The 18,671-nt window shown below is 68.4% G+C and carries 14 protein-coding genes; 8 read left to right on the plus strand and 6 right to left on the minus strand.

Going from position 1 to position 18,671, the window contains the following annotated elements:
* Positions 1–91: 91 nt before the first annotated feature.
* On the minus strand, positions 92–841 hold the full coding sequence (locus ACIA47_RS15445; protein WP_203123882.1) for an AraC family transcriptional regulator: 750 nt from the start codon (positions 839–841) through the stop codon (positions 92–94).
* A gap of 434 nt (positions 842–1,275) precedes the next feature.
* On the opposite strand from ACIA47_RS15445, the gene ACIA47_RS15450 reads away from it, so the two are divergent.
* From ACIA47_RS15450 to ACIA47_RS15470, 5 genes are all read left to right on the plus strand, one after another.
* Positions 1,276–1,911: a MerR family transcriptional regulator gene (locus ACIA47_RS15450; RefSeq protein ID WP_203123880.1), complete on the plus strand. Its 636-nt coding sequence runs from the start codon at positions 1,276–1,278 to the stop codon at positions 1,909–1,911.
* 363 nt (positions 1,912–2,274) lie between these two features.
* A complete protein-coding gene (locus ACIA47_RS15455) occupies positions 2,275–4,194 on the plus strand; it encodes a CRTAC1 family protein (RefSeq protein ID WP_396708789.1) in 1,920 nt (639 codons plus the stop codon).
* A gap of 113 nt (positions 4,195–4,307) precedes the next feature.
* Positions 4,308–5,249, plus strand: a complete 942-nt coding sequence (locus tag ACIA47_RS15460; protein ID WP_396708791.1) for an enediyne biosynthesis protein — start codon at positions 4,308–4,310, stop codon at positions 5,247–5,249.
* A gap of 510 nt (positions 5,250–5,759) precedes the next feature.
* The gene (locus ACIA47_RS15465; RefSeq protein WP_396708410.1) at positions 5,760–8,537 is read left to right on the plus strand and encodes a LuxR C-terminal-related transcriptional regulator; all 2,778 of its coding nucleotides are present in this window, start codon (positions 5,760–5,762) and stop codon (positions 8,535–8,537) included.
* 113 nt (positions 8,538–8,650) lie between these two features.
* Positions 8,651–9,613 carry an alpha/beta fold hydrolase gene (locus tag ACIA47_RS15470; protein WP_396708412.1) on the plus strand — a complete coding sequence of 321 codons (963 nt, stop codon included), beginning with the start codon at positions 8,651–8,653 and terminating at the stop codon, positions 9,611–9,613.
* A gap of 115 nt (positions 9,614–9,728) precedes the next feature.
* On the opposite strand, the gene ACIA47_RS15475 is transcribed toward ACIA47_RS15470, so the two are convergent.
* The 4 genes from ACIA47_RS15475 to ACIA47_RS15490 all read right to left on the minus strand — a co-directional run bounded on the left by ACIA47_RS15475 (position 9,729) and on the right by ACIA47_RS15490 (position 12,771).
* Positions 9,729–10,571 (minus strand): alpha/beta hydrolase, encoded by an 843-nt coding sequence (locus ACIA47_RS15475; RefSeq protein WP_396708414.1) that lies wholly within the window; start codon positions 10,569–10,571, stop codon positions 9,729–9,731.
* Positions 10,463–11,296 carry a carotenoid biosynthesis protein gene (locus tag ACIA47_RS15480; RefSeq protein WP_396708793.1) on the minus strand — a complete coding sequence of 278 codons (834 nt, stop codon included), beginning with the start codon at positions 11,294–11,296 and terminating at the stop codon, positions 10,463–10,465. Before ACIA47_RS15480 ends, ACIA47_RS15475 begins: the two co-directional genes overlap by 109 nt.
* A gap of 216 nt (positions 11,297–11,512) precedes the next feature.
* Positions 11,513–11,689: a hypothetical protein gene (locus ACIA47_RS15485; protein WP_396708416.1), complete on the minus strand. Its 177-nt coding sequence runs from the start codon at positions 11,687–11,689 to the stop codon at positions 11,513–11,515.
* An 80-nt stretch (positions 11,690–11,769) separates the two neighbouring features.
* The gene (locus tag ACIA47_RS15490; protein ID WP_396708418.1) at positions 11,770–12,771 is read right to left on the minus strand and encodes an SAM-dependent methyltransferase; all 1,002 of its coding nucleotides are present in this window, start codon (positions 12,769–12,771) and stop codon (positions 11,770–11,772) included.
* 157 nt (positions 12,772–12,928) lie between these two features.
* Between ACIA47_RS15490 and ACIA47_RS15495 the strand changes: the two genes are divergently transcribed.
* The 3 genes from ACIA47_RS15495 to ACIA47_RS15505 all read left to right on the plus strand — a co-directional run bounded on the left by ACIA47_RS15495 (position 12,929) and on the right by ACIA47_RS15505 (position 15,853).
* A complete protein-coding gene (locus tag ACIA47_RS15495; RefSeq protein WP_396708420.1) occupies positions 12,929–13,615 on the plus strand; it encodes an LLM class flavin-dependent oxidoreductase in 687 nt (228 codons plus the stop codon).
* Positions 13,616–13,694: 79 nt separating this feature from the next.
* Entirely contained in the window at positions 13,695–14,252 is a 558-nt protein-coding gene (gene aroQ, locus ACIA47_RS15500) for a gamma subclass chorismate mutase AroQ (protein ID WP_396708422.1), read from the plus strand.
* Positions 14,253–14,338: 86 nt separating this feature from the next.
* Positions 14,339–15,853 (plus strand): dihydrolipoyl dehydrogenase family protein, encoded by a 1,515-nt coding sequence (locus ACIA47_RS15505; RefSeq protein ID WP_396708424.1) that lies wholly within the window; start codon positions 14,339–14,341, stop codon positions 15,851–15,853.
* 49 nt (positions 15,854–15,902) lie between these two features.
* Here the strand turns inward: ACIA47_RS15505 and ACIA47_RS15510 are convergent, their stop codons facing one another.
* A complete protein-coding gene (locus ACIA47_RS15510) occupies positions 15,903–18,446 on the minus strand; it encodes a LuxR C-terminal-related transcriptional regulator (protein WP_396708426.1) in 2,544 nt (847 codons plus the stop codon).
* Positions 18,447–18,671 lie beyond the last annotated feature (225 nt).

The raw sequence follows: 18,671 nt of genomic DNA on the forward strand, positions 1-18,671 counted from the left end.
TGGCGGGGGGACCCAGGAGGAGCGCGTGGTGGGGCGGCACCCGGCCGGTCCGGCGCCGGACCGGCCGGGTGCCACCACACCACCGCAGGGTTCAGACCCGGCTGACCAGCCGCTCCAGCGCGGCCTTACGACTGTCCAGGAGTGCCAGCAGGACCGGAGGATCCAGCTTGCAGGCGGCCTTCAGGTGGACGTGCGCGGAGACGCTGCTGCGCCCGCGTAGGGTGATCGGACCGACCGTGGCGACGGTGACGTTCTTCTGTTGCAGGCCGAGCGGCTCGCCGCCCACCGAGTGGCAGAGCACGTACCACGTGCCGTCGGGTACGGAGTCGAAGACGTACTCGCCGGGCTCCCGCAGGATGGTGCAGCGCAGCGGGGTCCCTTCCGGGATGCGGTGGGGGAACAGGCCCATGAAGATCAGCCCGTCGGGGCCGCCCTCGGGTGGTCCGTACACGGTACCGCCGATCCGGTTCTGCGAGGCGCCGCGGTTCTGCGTGGGGATCCGGGGGGCGTAGCCGCCCATCCGGCGGTAGTTCGTGGGGGAAAGCCCGACGCTGCGGGTGAACCTGGTGCTGAAAGTCCCCACGCTGTTGTAGCCCACCCGCAGGCTGATGTCCGCGACGTTGAGCCTGGTGGTGATCAGCAGGCGCTTGGCCTCCTGGAGCCGGATCGCCGAGAGGAATCGTCCGGGCGAGATGCCGGTGACGCGCTGAAAGACCCTGGTGAAGTGGAACTTACTGAACATGGCGGCCCTTGCCATGTCATCCACCGTCAATTGCTCCGAAAGATTCTCGAACATGGTGTCAATTACTCGCTCCACTGCTCTTTCGGTGCTGCTGTGCATTTGCTCTCCCCGCATGAGAAGCCTGCGCGACTTGCGATGGCCAGCTTTTTAGGCCACCGGTGCGGATTGACCGGAGGGGATTACCCGCTACAGCGATCGATGCTAACCAACGTAAAAAAGGCTCGCAACACGTGCCGCAATCGGAGCTTATCGCCGCGTGACGGGGCCTGCTTATTGAGCCTTGCGGAGTAGTAGAAAGTGCCGCTGTCCATATTTATCGATGTCGGGCGGCGTCCGCCTCGCGCGGCTGTCGGCGTGGCCTCGCCTTTTGCCGGTCAGTGACCGCCGTCACTGTGGTGACCGGAGAGTAGCGCGACGACCGCAGACTGTGACGGAGCTCACACCCCAGGGTTGTCCGGGGAAGGGGCCGTCATACTTCGATTGCTGGTTGATCTACGACCGGTAGACCGAACCGCCAGCGACCTGGGGGGGCTGTGCGTATCTCCGAGCTCAGTCGGCGCACTGGAGTGTCGATTCCCACCATCAAGTACTACCTGCGGGAGGAGCTGCTGCCGCCGGGGTATCCCAAGGCCCGCAACCAGGCTGAATACGGCGAGCGCCATCTCCGGCGCATCTGGCTGATCCGCACGTTCACCACGGTGGGCGGCCTGGACCTGTCGTCGGTGCGCAAGCTCATCCAGGTCATCGAGGACGAGCGGCTGCCCCTGGCGGCCGTCTACCGGATGCTCGACCGCACGATCTCCCGGCCACCGCTCGAACCGCCCTGCCCGGACAGCGTGGCGCAGGCCCGGGACCAGGTCGACCGCCTGATGGAGCAGCTGGCCTGGCGCCCCCTCGACGACTCCAGCGGCGCGACCACCCTGGTGCACGTGCTCGCGGCGCTGCGCACCCTGGGCTGCGAGTCCGACCTGGCCTTCCTGCAGCCGTACGCGAAGGCCGCCGCGGCGCTCGCCGACGCCGAGCTCGACCTGCTGGTCAGCGACGGCGGGGAACCGGACCGCGGCGCGGCGGTCGTGCGGGGAGTGCTGCTCGACGTCGCCTCGGCAGCGCTGCGCCGGATGGCCCACGAGCAGCAGGTGCTGGTCCGGCTGCCCGACGCCGCAGGCTGATCCGGCGCACGGCCGGCGCTCATGGAGCAAGTTCCAAGAAGACTTCTCTGGTCGGCTGCAGCAGGATGTGGATAACCGGCAAATGATGCTGCGGCAGAGTATTGGCGTCGGCTGCGGCGACTAGAAAGAGCAGGCGTCGACGGTAATTTCAGACCGAGTCGAGCTCTGGACGTCAACTGCTCAGCGCAGGTTCGTTCTCTGTCGGATGCGGTACCTCACCCATTGACGATGGACAATATGTATCGGCAACGGTGAGTGATTGCCGCGCCGACCGGGAGGCGGACGCGGGCGACACCACGTCTGGGAGGAAAATTGACACCGAAACCATCGGGCGCATTCCGTCGTGCGCTCCCCGCAATCTTCGTGCTCGCCTTGGTGGCCGGGCTGTTCGTCGTCGCACGGCTGCCCGCCGCATCGGCCGAGGAACGCTCGTCGCTTGCCGCCAGGTTCCGGTTCACCGAGCTGCCCATCGCCCTGCCGCCGGGCCTGCCCCAGCGCACCGTCCGGCAGGTGAACCCGGCATACGAGCACATTCGGTCCTGGATCTCCTCCGTCGGCGCGGCCATCGCGGTCAACGACATCGACGGCGACCAGGCCCCCAACGACCTGTGCCTGGTCGACGCCCGCAGCGACAGCACCGTGGTGACGCCCGCCCCGGTGCCGGGCCAGCCGCCCCGGTACGCGCCCTTCGTCCTCGATCCCGCCCCACTGCCCACCCACGCCGCGATGGCGCCGATGGGCTGCGCGCCCGGTGACTTCAACGGTGACGGGCTCACCGACCTGCTGGTCTACTACTGGGCACGGACGCCAGTGGTCTTCCTCCACCGGACGGGCGCCGCGGCGACACTGTCCCCACAGACCTTCCAGCCGACCGAGCTGGTGCCCACCACGCCGGGGCCGAACGGGGCCTACCAGGGCAAGCTCTGGAACACCAACGCGGTCTCCATCGCCGACTTCGACGGTGACGGCCATCCGGACATCGGTGTGTTCAACTACTTCCCGGACAGTCAGGTGCTCGACCCCGCCGGTCAGCCCAACGTCACCATGAACCACTCGCTGTCCCGCGCGACGAACGGCGGCGGCGCCCACCTGCTGCGCTGGACCGCCGCGACCATTGGCGCCCGGCCCACGGTCAGCTACGTCGAGCAGGACGCCGCCGTGCCCCCGGCCGCGGCGACCGGGTGGACGCTCGGCGCGGGCTCGGCCGACCTCGACGGTGACCTGCTCCCCGAGCTGTACCTCGCCAACGACTTCGGCCACGACCACCTGTTCCGCAACGACTCCACCCCGGGCCGGATCCGGTTCAGCCTGACCGAGGGGCGGCGTGGACCGTTCACCCCGAAGTCCATGGTGGTCGGGCAAGATTCCTTCAAGGGCATGTCCATCGACTTCGCCGACCTCGAGGGCAGCGGCCGGTTCGACATGTTCGTCAGCAACATCACCACCTCCTGGGGCCTGGAGGAGAGCAACTTCGTCTGGCGCAACAACGCCACCAGCACCGAGGACGCCCGCCGCCGGCTCGACCGGGGCGAGGCGATCTTCGACAACAAGGCCGCCGACCTCAACATGGCGTGGGTCGGTTGGGGCTGGGACAGCAAGATGGCGGACTTCGACAACAGCGGCCGGCTGTCGGTGGTGCAGGCCACGGGATTCGTCAAGGGCAACATCAACCGGTGGTCCTGGCTCCAGGAGCTGGCCATGAGCAACGATCTCATGCTCGCCGAGCCGCACATGTGGCCCAACGCCGAACCCGGTGACGACATCGCCGGCTCGCAACCCTTCGCCTTCTGGGTCCGCGAGGACAACGGGCGCTACGCCAACATCAGCGCCGAACTCGGCATGACCGACGACACGCCCAGCCGGGGCGTGGCGGTGGCCGACACCGACGGCAACGGTGCGCAGGACTTCGCCGTGGCCCGCCAGTGGGGCGCCCCCGTCTTCTACCGCAACGAGAACGCCGGCCAGGGCAACTTCCTCGGACTGCGGCTGCACCGTCCCGCCGACGGCGGCGGCGACGGTCCCGGTAGCCCCGCGTACGGCGCGCAGGTCCGCATCCGCACCGCGGACGGTCGTACCCAGCTCGCCCAACTCGACGGCGGCTCTGGGCACTCCGGCAAGCGGAGTTTCGACGTGTTCTTCGGCCTGGGCGCCGCCGGTGACGGGCCGGTCGAGGCCGAGATCAGCTGGCGCGCGGTCGACGGCACGGCGCACCACCAGACCACACAGCTGACCGCCGGTTGGCACGACGTCGTGCTCACGGATGTCGCTCAGGAGGTGAGGTAGGCATGACCAGCGTACGTAGCGCCCCGTCGTCCACCAGGGACGACGCCAGCAGCACCGTCCCGGCCAGTCCGGCGCCGGTCACCGGCCAAGCCTCCGGAGCAACGGTCACCGGAATGGGCGCCCCGCCCGATGGCGTACCCCCGCGCATCGATCGCCGCGACCCCCGCTATCTGGCGCTGCGCAACTTCGCGCTCTCGATGAGCGTCTTCAACATTCTCGGCTACACGGTGCTCGGCTTCGAGCAGCCCTGGACGTGGCCGTTGTTCGCGCTGGCGATCGGCTACACCGCCGAGATCGTCATCGAGCAGGTCACCGCCTGGGCACAGCGGCGTCGTCCGGCGTACCGCGGCAACGGGGTGTGGGGCATGTACACCTTCCTGCTGCCCACCCACATCACCGCGCTGGCCGCGAACATGCTTCTCTACGCCAACGACCGGTTCTGGCCGATCGCCTTCGCGGTGGTCGTCGCGATCGGGCAGAAGACGGTCCTCCGCGCCCCGATCAAGGGGCGGATGCGTCACTTCATGAACCCGTCGAACTTCGGCATCACCATCACGCTGCTCACGTTCTCGTGGGTGAACATCGCCCCGCCCTACCAGTTCACCGAGAACGTGCCGGACTCGATCCGGTTGATGGTGCCGCTGATCATCATCACCGCCGGCACCGTGCTCAACGCGATGCTGACCCGCAAGATCCCGCTGATCGTCGGCTGGCTCGGTGGCTTCGTCATCCAGGCGCTGGCACGCCATTTCATCTGGGACGTGGCACTGTGGGGCGCGTTGGTCCCGATGACCGGGGTCGCCTTCGTGCTGTTCACCAACTACATGATCACCGACCCTGGTACGACGCCGACGAAGGGCCGAGATCAATTCATGTTCGGTGCGAGCGTCGCCGCCGTGTACGGCATCCTCATGGCGTTCAACGTGGTCTACACCCTGTTCTTCGCCGTGACGATCGTCTGCCTGCTCCGCGGCCTGTACTGGTGGGGCCGGCACCTGCGCGGGCGGCGGGCGGAGTCGGCGTCCTCAGCCGCGCCGCAGCCGGCGCCGGCCTGACCCGGAGGTACCTGCGACACCTGGGCGGCGGCCCCATTGGGGCCGCCGCCCACGTGCGTCCTCCTGTCGCACTGACGCGATGGCCGAAGCGCGATCATGGTGCAGCAACATGGGGACCACCCGTGGTGCCGTCGTGGGCGCTTCGGTGGGAGCGGACGGCCTGGGTGGCGACGAAGTCCTGCTCGCTGACCAGTGCGGTGTGGGCCGGTTGCTTGGTTATACGAAGGATCTTCATGGTCGAGTCGGACAGACAGTCCGCTGGGCGACCTGCTATGGAAACGCAGCAGCCGGCAGTTGCCGTGGGTCGCCGCCCACCGGCTGCGCCACCCTCGCCTCGGTGGAATGCCACTTCGACTACGGGCGGGGTGGCTCGCTCCTACGCCGGACACCGACCACCGCACTGGGGCGAACCCGCTGAAGACGACCCCGGGTAATCGAACTGGGGATTGTCGGTGGGGGTTGGCCACCGCGCCTGCTCAGCGGCTACGTCCCCGGCTAGGGTTTATGGCGATGTTTCCCCAGGACGGCCACGATGCGGCCATGAGCAGGCGAAGACGGCGCAACGTGCTGTTGGATAGGAGCGTCGAGCGTGCGGCGCTCGATCAACTCCTCGCTGGTGGGCGTGTCGGAGTCAGCGGGTCCCTCGTACTTCGTGGTGAGGCGGGAATCGGCAAGACCGCGCTACTGGATTACGCCCTGGCCCAGGCCGGGGATTGCCGGGTCGTCCAGGCCGCCGGAGTGGAGGCCGAAAGCGAGCTCGCGTTTGCCGGCCTGCATCAGATCTGCGCGCCGGTTCTGGATCGCCTTGCGCGGCTGCCGGCTCAGCAGGGCCGTGCGCTGAGCACCGCGTTTGGTTTGAGCGCTGGCGAGGCACCGGACCTGTTCATGGTTGGTCTGGGAGTACTTGGCCTTCTTGCTGGCTTTGCCGACGAACAGCCGGTCGTGTGCATCGTTGACGACGCCCAGTGGCTGGACCAGGCTTCGGCCCAGGTCCTCGGGTTCGTTGCCCGGCGGCTGAGGACCGAGTCGCTGATCATGATCTTCGCGGTGCGCGGTGACCTCGACACCGACGACATGCCGGAGCTGAAGGGCTTGCCGGTCATGACCGTCACCGGCCTGTCCGACGAGGATTCGCGGGCGTTGCTCGCCTCCACGTTTCTCGGGCGAGTCGACGAGAGGGTGCTCGACCGCATCATCGCCGAATGCCACGGCAATCCCTTGGCGCTCACCGAACTGCCCCGTGGCTTCACTACGGCTGAGCTGAGCGGCGGCTTCGGAATCTTCAGCCACAGCGCTCTGCCTCGCCGCATCGAGGAGAGCTTCCGGCGGCAGATCGCCGCACTTCCTCCGGACGCCCGAACGTTGCTCCTGGTCGCCGCGGTCGAACCCCTCGGGGATCCCGTGTTGGTATGGGGCGCTCTAACCCGTATGGGCGTGCCCGTCGAGAGTCATCTCGCTGCCTCTTGGTCCGTTGCGGAATTCGTGGATTTCGGCCTTGGGGTCCGGTTTCGGCATCCCCTGCTGCGTTCGGCGGTCTACCGAACCGCCAGTGAAACGGAGAGGCGTCAGGCACATGCGGCGCTCGCCGACACTATGGTGACCAGCACGGATCCGGACCGGCGAGCCTGGCACCGGGCGCAGGCAGCCGCAGGACCCGACGAGGATGTAGCGACTGAGTTGCAGACATCCGCGGCTCGGGCGCAGACCCGCGGCGGGTTCGCGGCGGCCGGAGCGTTCCTGGAACGAGCCGCGGAACTGACCCCGGATCCGACCCGAAGGGCTTCGCGGCTGTTGGCGGCGGCGCAGGCCCGACATGTGGGTGGCGCTCCGGACGTCGCGCTGCGCCTGCTCGCCCTGGCCGAGGCCGACCATTCATCCGAGCTTGACCGGGCACGCGCGGATCTCCTGCGGGCCGACATCGCCTTCACGGTCGACCGAGGTCGCGAAACGGCGGACCTCTTCCTCAAGGCGGCTTCGCGGCTCGAGCCGCTGGACGTCGGTCTCGCCCGGAGCACATACCTCGACGCGTTACGCGCGGCCTGGTACGCGTCAGACTCCGGCAGCAGCGGCACCCTGGGAGATGTGGCCCGGGCGGCCGCTGCTGCACCGGTTGCCACATCGCCAGCGCGGCCGTCGGACCTCCTCCTGGACGGTCTCGCGGTGCGGTACACCGCGGGCTTCGCGGCTGCTGTGCCGAAGATGAGGGAGGCGCTGAAGGCGTTCCAGAACCCGGATCTGGCGAACGAGGAGGGCCTTCGGTGGATGTGGTTCGCCTGCTCGATCGCTACGGACCTCTGCGAGGACGATGCGGCAGACGCGCTAACTGGCAGCTACGTCCGGCGGGCGCGCGAGAGCGGGGCGTTGGCCGATCTACCCTTGGCGCTGACGACACGCATTCTCATGCACCTGTTCGCCGGCGACCTGTCCGAGGCATCCGTACTGATCATGGAACTCGACGATGTAGCGGACGGAACCGGGATTCCAGTGCCGAGCTACATGGCTCTGCTGCTCGCCGCGTGGCACGGTGACGAGGCGCGGACCCTCGAATTGGCTGCTGTCAGCACCGCCGACGCCCGCCGCCGCGGTGAAGGGCTCGCCCCGGCGATAGTCGGCTGGGCCCAGGCGCTGCTCTACAACGGCGTGGGCCGGTTCGGTGAGGCGCTGAGCGCAGCTCAGTTGACGATTCAGTCGAGCCTGGAACCTGGGGTGTTGACCGGAGCACCGCTCGTCGAGCTGGTCATCGCCGCTGCCCGCAGCGGACAGCCCGCATTCGGGGCCGACGCATTGGAGCGGCTGTCGATCTCGACGCAGGCATGCGGCACCGACTGGGCGCTCGGTATGGAGGCGTGCTGCCGCGCCATCCTGACCAACAGTGCGAGGGCGGAGGACTCGTACGTCGAGGCGATCGAGCGGCTCAACCGTACGAGGATTCGACCGCTGACGGCACGCGCCCACCTCTACTACGGTGAGTGGTTGTGGGAGCTGGGTCGACGCGACGACGGCCGCGACCAGCTTCGGACGGCCTACGACATGTTCACCGCGATGGGTATGGAGGCGTTCGCCGCCTCAGCCGCTCATCGGCTGGGGTTGAACGTCCGTCAGCGGCCGAGTAACGACACCGGCCCGCTGACGCCACAGGAGACCCACATCGTCAAGCTTGCCCGTGAAGGGCTGTCGAACGCGGAGATCGGAACCCGTCTGTTTATCAGTCCACGGACGGTCGAGTGGCATCTGAGTAAGATCTTCGCCAAGCTGGGCATAACCTCACGGCGTCAATTGCGTCGCTGACACCAGGACGGCGGTGGCACTGCCCGAGGCGCGGGGCAGCTCGGGGCACCTGGTCGCGCTCGGCAAAACTCTGCCGACTCGGGTCGCCGACCACGAAGCACAACTGGAGTTGCATGTCACAGCGTCGTTTCGTCGCGACCAACGGTATCGATCTCAGGATATTGGAGGCGGGTGACGGGCCCCTCGTCTTACTGCTGCACGGCTTTCCGGAGTCGGCTCACTCGTGGCGGCACCAGATTCGTCCGTTGGTCGAAGCCGGCTATCGGGTGGTCGCTCCCGAGCAACGTGGCTATGGCAGCAGCTCGCATCCGGCGGCGGTCGAGGCTTATTCGATCATGCATCTGGTTGCCGACATCACCGGCCTCATGCGAGAGCTGAACGCCGATGATGCCGTGCTGGTCGGCCACGACTGGGGCGCCACTGTCGCGTGGAACCTCGCCCTTATGCGTCCTGACCTGGTCCGGGGGGTGGTGGGGCTGAGTGTTCCCCCTTATCTGCGGGGAGAGGGTGGACAGCTGACCACCATGCGCGCGATGCACCACGGGCGGTTCTACGTGAACTACATCGAGGAGCCTGGCGTCGCGGATGAAGAGTTCGGCCGCGACCCGATGACGAGCCTGCGTCGCACCTTCTACGGCGTGAGCGGGGACAACCCGGCGAACCAGGCGCCCCGGGACATGCTGGTCCCCCTGGGCGGTGGGCTGCTGGAGGCTATCGACCCGGAGCACAGCACGGCGCTGCCGGGATGGCTGACCGAACAGGACTTGGAGATTTACGCCGCCCAGTTCAAGGACGGCTTCACCGGAGCATTCAACTGGTATCGCAACCTCGACCGCAACTGGGAGCTCACCGCTGCCTTCGACGGGATTCGCTTGCCGATGCCCGCGCAGTTCATCTCGGGCGACCTGGATCCGGTATTGGCGTTCCGCGGGCTCCGCGATTACGTGCAGACCCTTCCCCGTCGGCACGACCAGTTCGCCGAGCCCATCTTCCTGCCCGGCTGCGGCCACTGGATTCAGCAGGAACGCCCGCACGAGGTCAACCGGCTGCTCCTGCAGTTTCTCGCAGCCCTCTGACAGCCCACTCTGGCACTGACCGGTCCGGCCGTAGAACGGCCGGACCGGCAATGACATCCTTGATGCGGGCTGTCTCGTTGCCCGGTTCGTTCGGCCGGTCAGTCGGCTCGCATTCCTAGTTCCGGAAGGCTTCGCCTGCACGAGATGTCAGGATGTCCACGACCCGGTCCGGCGTCGACAGCATCGGCGAGTGACCCGTCGGGATCCGCACGACATCCGTCGTCTGCGCCGCATACTGCTCCTGCAGAGAGACTGGGAACTGCTTGTCCTCGGTGCAGATCACGTAGGTCGAGGGGACCTTGCGCCAGGCCGCCCGCGTCGTCGGCTGCACACACGACAGCAGGCTCTGGTCGACAAGCTGATCGATGGCCGTCTTGGCGTCGACGTCCGAGAGATCCGAGTAGAACGTCTCTCGCGGATTCCCGTACGCCTCGCGCGGCGCGAGGCCGCTGGGGTCGTCAGGCACCGGGATGCCGAAGGCCGTCGCGGCGGAGACGCCTTCGGCCGGCATGAAGGCGGCGACGTAGATCAGGCGGACGAGGTTCGGGTGTTCACTGCCGAGTTGGGTGATGGTCAGGCCGGCGTGGGAGTGACCGACCACCACGACCGGGCCGTGGATCCGCTGCAGCCTCGCGGCCAGCGCCTCGGCATCGTCGTACAGGCCCGCGGTGGGCTGCTCGCCCGCGCTGGGCATGCTGATCGCCTCGGACTCCCAACCGTCGGCGGCGAGGATGTCTCGCACCGGCGACCAGGAGGACGCGGTGTGATAGCCGCCGTGGACGAGCAGGAACGACGGACGGACGGTAGAGCTGGACAAGGTGGAACTCCTCTTGTTGGAGATGGGACCGCCTAAAAGCGGTTCTTGTCGGCCAGCCGGAGAGCGGCCAGCAGGGCCAGGAAGCCCATCCCGTAGATGGCGGAAAGAGCCGAGCTTTCGTAGACGTCCGTGGAGCGCCACAGGTGTCCGGTGGCGTCCAGGACGTGTGCCGGCACACCGTCGTGGCCGCCGGTCAGCCAGTTGACGACGTAGTCGCCGGCCACTACGACGTAGGCGACGATCGGCAGCGCCAGGTAGCCGCCGCGCAACCGTTCGAGACTGTCGGCCTCGGGTCCCCACCGGCGCAGATACAGCGCGAAGAGCTGGTAGAAGACGTAGACGGTCAGGCTCCAGCCGAGGAAGTTCGTGAGCGGTACCCCGAAATAGCCGCCGCCGTCCTCCCACTCCCAGCGTCCGCGCAGGGTCGACGACGACGGGTCCAGGGCCAGATCCCAGGCCACCATGGCGAAGGAGGCGACGAGAGGCGTGCCGATGACTGCGACGACAGGGCTGCCCCGGTGCACCGGACGGAACAGGATGGTCGCAATGGACCAGGCCATGTAACCGACAGCGAAATAGGCCGGCCCGATCAGCACGGGTACCTCGAACAGCTTGGCACCCAGCTCATCGGTGTAGTGGTAGTGGCCGAACGGCACGCCGGTCAGCACGCCGATGTCCTCGATGACGTTGCTGACCACCAGCGCCAGCATGAGAAAGACCAGAATCCCTCGCCATCGGTAGGCCACTGCTCCGTGTGACAGCGCGAACGTCAGCTCCATCAGCAGGCTCACCACGGTCACCACCGAGCCCGCCAGCGGCAAGGGGATCAGGTTCGCGATCGCGTCCACGCCGACGGCGAACCACATCACTGCGAGGACTGTCCGGGCGGGGCGCCGCGAGGGTTCGCGCCGATCCTCGGTCCCGATGTCGTGGATTTGAGCATTCACAACCACCAGATACGAGCCGCCAGGGGCGAAGTTCTCCCGGTGCGAGAGATCACAGAGGCGGGCTCGCGTGACGCGATTCAGAGGATGACGACGCGCAGCCCGTCGCGTTCGGGCTGCGCGTCATGGTCGTCGGTGTCAACTGTTGATCGAGCCGATGATGGCGGCGTTCGTCCCGCTTCTCTCCGCCCGGTCCGCAGCCTTGCGAGCCTCTTCCGGCGTGGCTCCTCCTGCGGATGCCCGCAGGTACGCCTCCTGGCGCCGCTGCTGGAGCTGCCTGTTTCGCCGGTCCTTGAGCCTGCTCCAAATGGTCATGACAAGATCCTTTCCGAATCGGGGCGGCGGGAAACCGCGAGGTCGATGTCCGACTGGGCCCTCCACCAACCCAGCGGGGTCTAACGGCGCAGGACGACCATGCGGCCGAGGTTCGTCGTGGCGATGCGCACCAGAGTGAAGCCCGCCGCCTGGGCCTCGACGGCGAGATGCTCGGCTGTCGACGCGAACGGAGCATCCCAGCCCTGGAACACCATGCGACGCAGCGCGAACGCCGGTGGGTGTGCGGCGTCGGTCGGCTTGTCCAGCTCCTGTTCCAGCAGGATCCCGCCGGGGGCGAGCGCACGGTGGATCGCCCTGAGGGTGGGTAGGCGTGCGTCGGCGCTGAAGAACGGTTGAGCCCAGAAACACGCGTTGTAGGCCCCGGTCTCGTCGAAGTGACGGGCATCCGCCGCGCGGATCTCGATGCGGTCGGCCACCCCTTGAGCCGCCGCACGCCGTGCGGCTTCCGCCGCCACCGCCGGCACCAGTTCGAGGCCCAGGCCGTAGATTGTGGGGAAGAGCGCTGCCGTGGTGAGTAGCCCGCTGGCCACGCCGCAGCCGACGTCCAGCACCCGGCCCCGTCCAACGGCGTCGGCGTACTCCGGCACGTCGTTCAGCGTCTCGCGGAAGACCGCCCGGCCCACCTCGGTGGCTTGGAACGTGGCACCTCGGGCTACCGTCACCGCGTCGTCGCTGCTGAGCGTGGGCAGCCCGTCGGCCTCGGCCGCTTCGCCCACCAGCCGGGCCATCAGGCGGGCCTCGTCGAGCTTGTCGCCAAGGTAGAGAAGTCCGTCGGGTGTCAGCATCTCGGCGAACGGGGCGGTCAGTCGGAACTCGTCACCGGTCTGCGCGACGACCTTGAGGCTGACAAGCGCGTCGAGGCCGTCGCGCAACCGCTGCGGTGGAATGGCGCTGTGACGGAGCAGCTCGGCGAAGGATCGTGGCTCCCGCAGGAACTGCGTCCACCCCAGTCGGTGGACCGACGAGAGCAGAGACAGTGCCTGCGCACCCTCCGACCACGCGGCCAGACGATTGCGGGCCTCGCCGATTAGTTCGACCCTGTCGGTCGGCGTCGTGTTCATGCCTGACATCACGGCGGACACCGGGACGAGTTCTCGTGACCTCGGTCTCCGCGTCTGCCGGGGAACGACCCGTACCGAACCCCGGGCGATCACGGACGCGGATTCTGGCGGACGCCGCCAGCGTGACAGATCCGGACAGAGGATCCTCCCCGCCTTGATGGCCGCTGCTGACGTGGGGGGCCTGCGTCTCGGGACCTATGTCATCAATGCGGGGGTGGCGGAGCCGGCCTACCTGGCCCAGAACGTCGCCGACGTCCATCGCCTGACCGAGCGCCGTTTCGAGTTCGGCATCGGTGCGGGCTACGTCGAGGCGGAGTTCGCCGCGGTCGGCAAGTCCTTCGGTACGCCGGGTGCCCGGGTGAGTCGACTGGCCGAGGTGTTGGCCGACGTCCGCGAACGCTTGACGGCGGAACCCGATTTACCGGTTCCGCCGATCATGATCGCGGGAGGCGGCAGGCGCATGCTCGAGTTGGCAGCTCACGAGGCGAACATCATCAGCTTCTCCATCCTGGCGAACATCGGGCCGGGCGAGCCGGAGGATGCGTTCGCCGATCGCATCGACTGGGTCCGTAGCGCAGCGGGGGAGCGCATCCAGGACATCGAGTTGAACCTGTTCGTGGCCGGTGTGGGGACGACGGCCTCGGACGTGGATCTGACGCTGGGCACCTCCATGTCCGGCCGGTCGCCTGACGAGGTCGCCAAGCTGCCGGCCTTTCTCGTTGGATCGCCGGCCGCCATCGCCGAATGCCTGCTGCGGTATCGCGCGCAGTTCGGCGTCACCTACATCAGCGTGCTGGAACAGGACATGCACGCCTTCGCGAAGGTCATACCACTGCTGCGCTGAGACGGCAGGCGGCGTGCACCGTGGCGGTAGGCACAGGCCCGCGGCTGAACCGGGCGCTGAAGCCAACGTGAGAGCGGTCATGGAGTGGTCAGACCTGAACAGCCAGACGTCCGCCGATGACGTGGACGAGCAGGAGTCGCTGCTCACGGCACTCGCCGCGGAACGGCTCGCGCTCGGTGACAAGGTTGCCGCCGCCAAGTACGGCAGCACGACCCCGATCAACGACGAGGCCCGGGAGGAGCGGCTGCTCGCGGACGTCGTCGCGCGTTCCCGGGAGATCGGACTCGACCCGTTGCTCAGCCGTCGCTTCTTCCGGGCCCAGATCGAGGCCAACAAAGTGCTCCAGCGACGCCTGTACGCCGTGTGGAGTGATCATCCGGAACTACGGCCACGGTGCCGGCCGAATCTCGAGTCCGAGGTGCGTCCGCAACTCGACGTGATCACGCGGCAGATGCTTCTGCGGCTGAAGGCACTTGAGAGCGCCCGGAAGGCGGCGCACCGCGTCGACGGCACGCTGCACGAGTCACTGCGTGGCCTGCACGAGGAGGCCCTGCGCATCGCGTTCCGGCGGATCCGGGGACGGGCCGACACGAACACGACATCTGACAGCTCCGACCAGAACTGCCACGAGTGGTGAGGCGTCCAGCCCCAGGTGGTTCGCCGGGGTTCCCGGGGGTCGGTCCGGGGCCAATACGGACTCGCTCGGCGCGGCCGACTGCGACAGTGACCGAAGCTGACCTGGCTATGCAATACCGAGAGGCGAGAACGATGGGAAATTCCGAAGTCGAGGCTTCCGCGGACAGGACCTACGATGTGATCGTCATCGGCGGTGGTCCCGTCGGGCAGAGCGTCGCCGTGCGCGCCACGGCAGCTGGCCTCACCGTGGCGATGGTCGAGAAGGAGCTCGTAGGCGGTGAATGTTCCTACTGGGCGTGCATCCCGAGCAAGGCGATGCTTCGCCCGGTCATGGCGGTGGACGAGGCCCGCCGGCTCGACGGTGCACGGCAAGCGGTCACAGGGCCCGTCGAAGCTGCCGGCGTCTTCCGCCGTCGTGACCTCTTCGTCACTGGTTGGGACGACTCCGGGCAGGCGCAGTGGGTCAAGGACATCGGTGCCGACCTGTTCCGTGGCCATGGCCGTGTCGACGGTCCACGCCGGGTCGCCGTCGCAACCCCAGAGCATCAGATCGTCGGTCTGACGGCCCGACACGCGGTAGTGGTCTGCACCGGCAGTCGCGCGGCGATCCCGGACATGCCGGGTATCGCCGAGGCGTTGGTCTGGACGAACCGGACCGCCACCGACACCTCGGCCGTACCCGCCCGCTTGGCGATCATTGGTGGCGGCGCGGTCGGCGTGGAGATGGCCACCGCCTGGCAGGGCCTCGGGTCCGCGGTGACGCTGCTGGCGCGGGAGTCGCGTCTCCTACCACGGCTCGAATCCTTCGCCGGCGAGATGGTCGGCGAGGCTCTGCAGAAGGCGGGGGTCGACGTCCGACATGGGACGACCGTGACGTCGATGCGCCGGCCGTCAGCCACCGGTCCCGTGACGCTGGTGCTCGACGATGGGGCCGAGGTGGAAGCGGACGAGGTGCTCGTCGCCGTCGGCCGCGTCCCGCTCACGGGCGACATCGGCCTCGAAACGGTGGGACTCAGGCCGGGGTCCTGGCTCGACGTGGACGACACCTGCCGGGTACACGGCGTCGATGGCGGCTGGCTGTACGCGATCGGTGACATCAACCACCGCGCGCTGTTGACCCACCAGGGCAAGTACCAGGCCCGCATCGTCGGCGACGCCATCGCGTCCGTTGCCGCAGGCAAGGCCCTGGACACCTCGACCTGGGGTGTGCACGCGGCGACGGCTGACGTGCACGCCCTGCCGCAGGTCATCTTCACCGATCCCGAGGTTGCGGCGGTCGGGCTCGCCGCCGACCAGGCGCGCCGCAATGGCCATGATGTGCGGGTCGTCGACGTAGACATGGCGGCAACCGTCGCTGGCGCTCGTCTGTTCGCCGACGACTACCAGGGCCGTGCCCGCATGGTCGTGGACAGCGCTAGCGAGCACGTCCTCGGCGTGACCTTCGTGGGGCTCGGAGTCGCCGAACTGCTGCACTCGGCCACGGTCGCCGTGGCCGGGCAGGTGCCCATCAGCCGGCTGTGGCACGCCGTGCCGTCATTTCCGACGGTCAGTGAGGTGTGGCTGCGGCTGCTGGAGGCGTATCGCGACGGGAACGACGCCTGACCGCTCGTTCACGCCAGGATCACGATCCCGCACGAGTGCCGGGCCTGCCTCAGAGATCCCGAAGTCGCTCTAGCTTCGCACGGGACCTGACGCCGAGTTTGGCGAAGGCCTTGTACAGGTGGTACTCGACCGTACGCGAGCTGATGACCAACTGTGCTGCGATCTCGGCGTTGCTGAACCCGCCGCGGGCCAGCGATGCGACCTGGTTCTCCTGCGGGGTCAGCCGTCGGCTCCCGTTGGTCTGCTTACGCGTGTTCTCCCCGGTCGCGAGCAGTTCCCGGCGGGCCCGTTGGACGAAAGCATCGGCGCCAACCTCGCCGAAATGCTTACTCGCGGAGCGAAGCTGAGCCCGGGCTTCGATGCGGCGGTTACGCCGCCGCAACCATTCGCCGTAGAGCAGCTCGGCCCGCGCCAGCCGATAGAGCAGGCCGGTGCGGCCGAGCCGCTCGATGGCCTCCCGGTATGAAGCCTCCGCGTACTGGTCCTTGGCGATCAGCGCCTCGGCGGTTGCTTGGACGCCCAGCGCCCAGTCGCTCCCCGCCGGGGTGGTGCGCTGCGCGAGCTGAACCGCGGTCTCTGCGGCCAGACGCTCGTCGCCCGCACGGACCGCCGCCTCGACCAGCTCGATCAGCGCCCAGCCCGTGAAGCCGGGATGCTCCGACCGCACCGCCTTGCGAGCCGCCCCGACGGCCAGGTCGTACTGCCCAGCCGCGTTGTGCAGCGCCGCGGCGATCCCGGTGTCGTGACGGCGAGCCCTCGCGGGAATCTGCGAGAGCAGGCTGTCGAGCCGAGGGTTCCGTCCGGTCGCGGCGTAGCGCTGAGCCAGGTCTCGCCACGCCTGGCTGTCCCACAGGTCAACGCCGAGCAGGGCCGCGAGACCGAGCCACCGTGCCGCCCGCAGGTCGAGAGACGGCTCCCGGAAGGCCGAGATCGCTGCCCGCAGCGGGGCAACCGAGCGGGCGTAGCCGTCGAGTACCCGCGTGGCGAGTCCGAAGAGAAGCTGATCGGCCGGCTGGCGACGCTGTTCCCAGGTGGCGGCGCGGGCCTCGGTCGCCGTGACGAGCAGCAGCGCGTGACCCGTGGGCTCGTTGCCGAACGTCGCCGCGAGGAGGGCATCGAGGTATGCCTCCCGTGCGTCGGCCGGGTCGAGTGGCCGCAGTCGCCGGGCCGCCTCCAGCAGTTGGCGCGCGGAGCCCTCACCGGTACGCAGGACGGTCTCGATCCGGGCTCGGTGCCAGTTCCGCCGAGCGGCGCGGACGGCGTCCTGCGACTCGGGCGTCACGAGTGCCAGGAGCCGCTGGGCGCCAGCGAGGTCGCCGTAGTCGTACATCGCGGCCGACGCCGCGAGCGCGCGGTCGGCGCGTCCGGTCGGGTCGCTGGTGAGCAGGGCTGCCCTCTCCAGGAAGGCGGCGCGGGCCGCTGCGCCTCCTCGGGGCTGCGCCAGATCGGCGTGGGTCTCGAGGTCGTCGGCGAGAGCGTCGTCGTGGGCGGCGGTCGCCAGGCCGAGGTGCCACAACCGCCGCGTCGGATCGCCGGCGGTGTTCTCTGCGAGCTTGCGGTGGATCAGTCGCCGTTCGGCGGGCGCGGCCGAGTGGTAGCTGACCGATCTCAGGTCTGGGCAGGCGAAGGTTACATGATCGCCAACCACGACCAGATGGGCCGCGACGAGGGTTTCCCCGTCGGCTCCCAGCTCGGCGGTCATACGCTCGAAGAGCAGAACGTCGCCGGTCGGGTCGGCCGCCGCGGCGAGCAGAAGCCGCCGGGACACCGGCGTGAGGTGACCGATAGCGCTCGAACAGTAGCCTTCGTTCGAGCACGCACGGACGCGACGTGGGCCAGGGATCCCGAATCCACCGGCCAGCTCCGCCGCCGGGTGGCCTCGGAGCGACTCCACCAGTTCGCACAGGTTTCCGCCGGACTCTGCCAGCATGCGTTCGGCCACGGCGTCGTCGACGAGACCCGGCAGGACGGCCCTGGGCTGACCGCGGAGCTCGCCGTGCCCGATCGGCCGCAAGCGCATCGCCGGGACCTGCCCGAACGGGTCGAGCCGCGGGGGGCGCGAGCCGGCGATGATTATCATCAGCGCTCGCCCGGTTGCTTGGGCGGCGACGAAGGCCAGAACCTCGGCGCTGGGCTCGTCGAGCCAGTGGGCGTCGTCGACGGCGGCGCAGACGGGCTGCGCCTCGGCGATGCCGCTGAGCAACTCGAGCACGGCGGAAGCGACCGCGCCGACGGCGGGCCTGGGTTCGTCGATCAGGCCGAACGCGGCCTGCAGTGTCGCGAGATGTGTGGCCGACAGGAACGCGTAGTGGTCGAGCAGCTCACCACAGAGCAGGTGCAGGGCCGCAAAGGGGATCTCCTGCTCGGCGGCGACCGCCCGAACCCGGAGCACGCGGAAGGTGGCAGCCTGGTCGATCACCTGGTCCAGGGCTGCTGAACTCCCACTGCCTCGGTTCCCGAGGATGCGTATTGCACCGCCGGAACCGGCCGCGGTACGCCGTCTCAGGTCATCGAGCCGGTCCTCCTCGCCGGGACCGTACAGGGGCGGTCGAGGGCTTGCCGGCAAGCTCGTGGCATCGGGGTCAATGTCCATCGGACAATCCTGCGCGTCGTCGGCCGAATCGAGTCACGGGTCCGACACCGGTTGCACCCCGGACCTGGCAACCTTGTCCCGGGAAGTGCGTAAACAGGACCAAGTGGCTGGAATGGGCACGCCAATACCGTTCCCGCCCCGTCGCCGGCTGACGTTCGACAGGCACCCCCGGGATCAGGCCGGGGGTCGGCCGGTGGTGATTCGGAGGCGAAACCCTCTCTCGCC

It is taken from the genome of Micromonospora sp. NPDC051227, from assembly GCF_044455385.1.
Classification (GTDB): Bacteria; Actinomycetota; Actinomycetes; order Mycobacteriales; family Micromonosporaceae; genus Micromonospora.

Bases quoted from the DNA above. Each gene is read 5' to 3' on its own strand.
- ACIA47_RS15445 (WP_203123882.1), bottom strand. From the start codon at position 841: ATGCACAGCAGCACCGAAAGAGCAGTGGAGCGAGTAATTGACACCATG.
- ACIA47_RS15495 (WP_396708420.1), top strand. From the start codon at position 12,929: ATGGCCGCTGCTGACGTGGGGGGCCTGCGTCTCGGGACCTATGTCATC.
- aroQ (WP_396708422.1), top strand. From the start codon at position 13,695: ATGGAGTGGTCAGACCTGAACAGCCAGACGTCCGCCGATGACGTGGAC.
- ACIA47_RS15465 (WP_396708410.1), top strand. From the start codon at position 5,760: ATGTTTCCCCAGGACGGCCACGATGCGGCCATGAGCAGGCGAAGACGG.
- ACIA47_RS15490 (WP_396708418.1), bottom strand. From the start codon at position 12,771: ATGAACACGACGCCGACCGACAGGGTCGAACTAATCGGCGAGGCCCGC.
- ACIA47_RS15485 (WP_396708416.1), bottom strand. From the start codon at position 11,689: ATGACCATTTGGAGCAGGCTCAAGGACCGGCGAAACAGGCAGCTCCAG.
- ACIA47_RS15510 (WP_396708426.1), bottom strand. From the start codon at position 18,446: ATGGACATTGACCCCGATGCCACGAGCTTGCCGGCAAGCCCTCGACCG.
- ACIA47_RS15470 (WP_396708412.1), top strand. From the start codon at position 8,651: ATGTCACAGCGTCGTTTCGTCGCGACCAACGGTATCGATCTCAGGATA.
- ACIA47_RS15480 (WP_396708793.1), bottom strand. From the start codon at position 11,296: ATGTGGTTCGCCGTCGGCGTGGACGCGATCGCGAACCTGATCCCCTTG.
- ACIA47_RS15460 (WP_396708791.1), top strand. From the start codon at position 4,308: ATGGGCGCCCCGCCCGATGGCGTACCCCCGCGCATCGATCGCCGCGAC.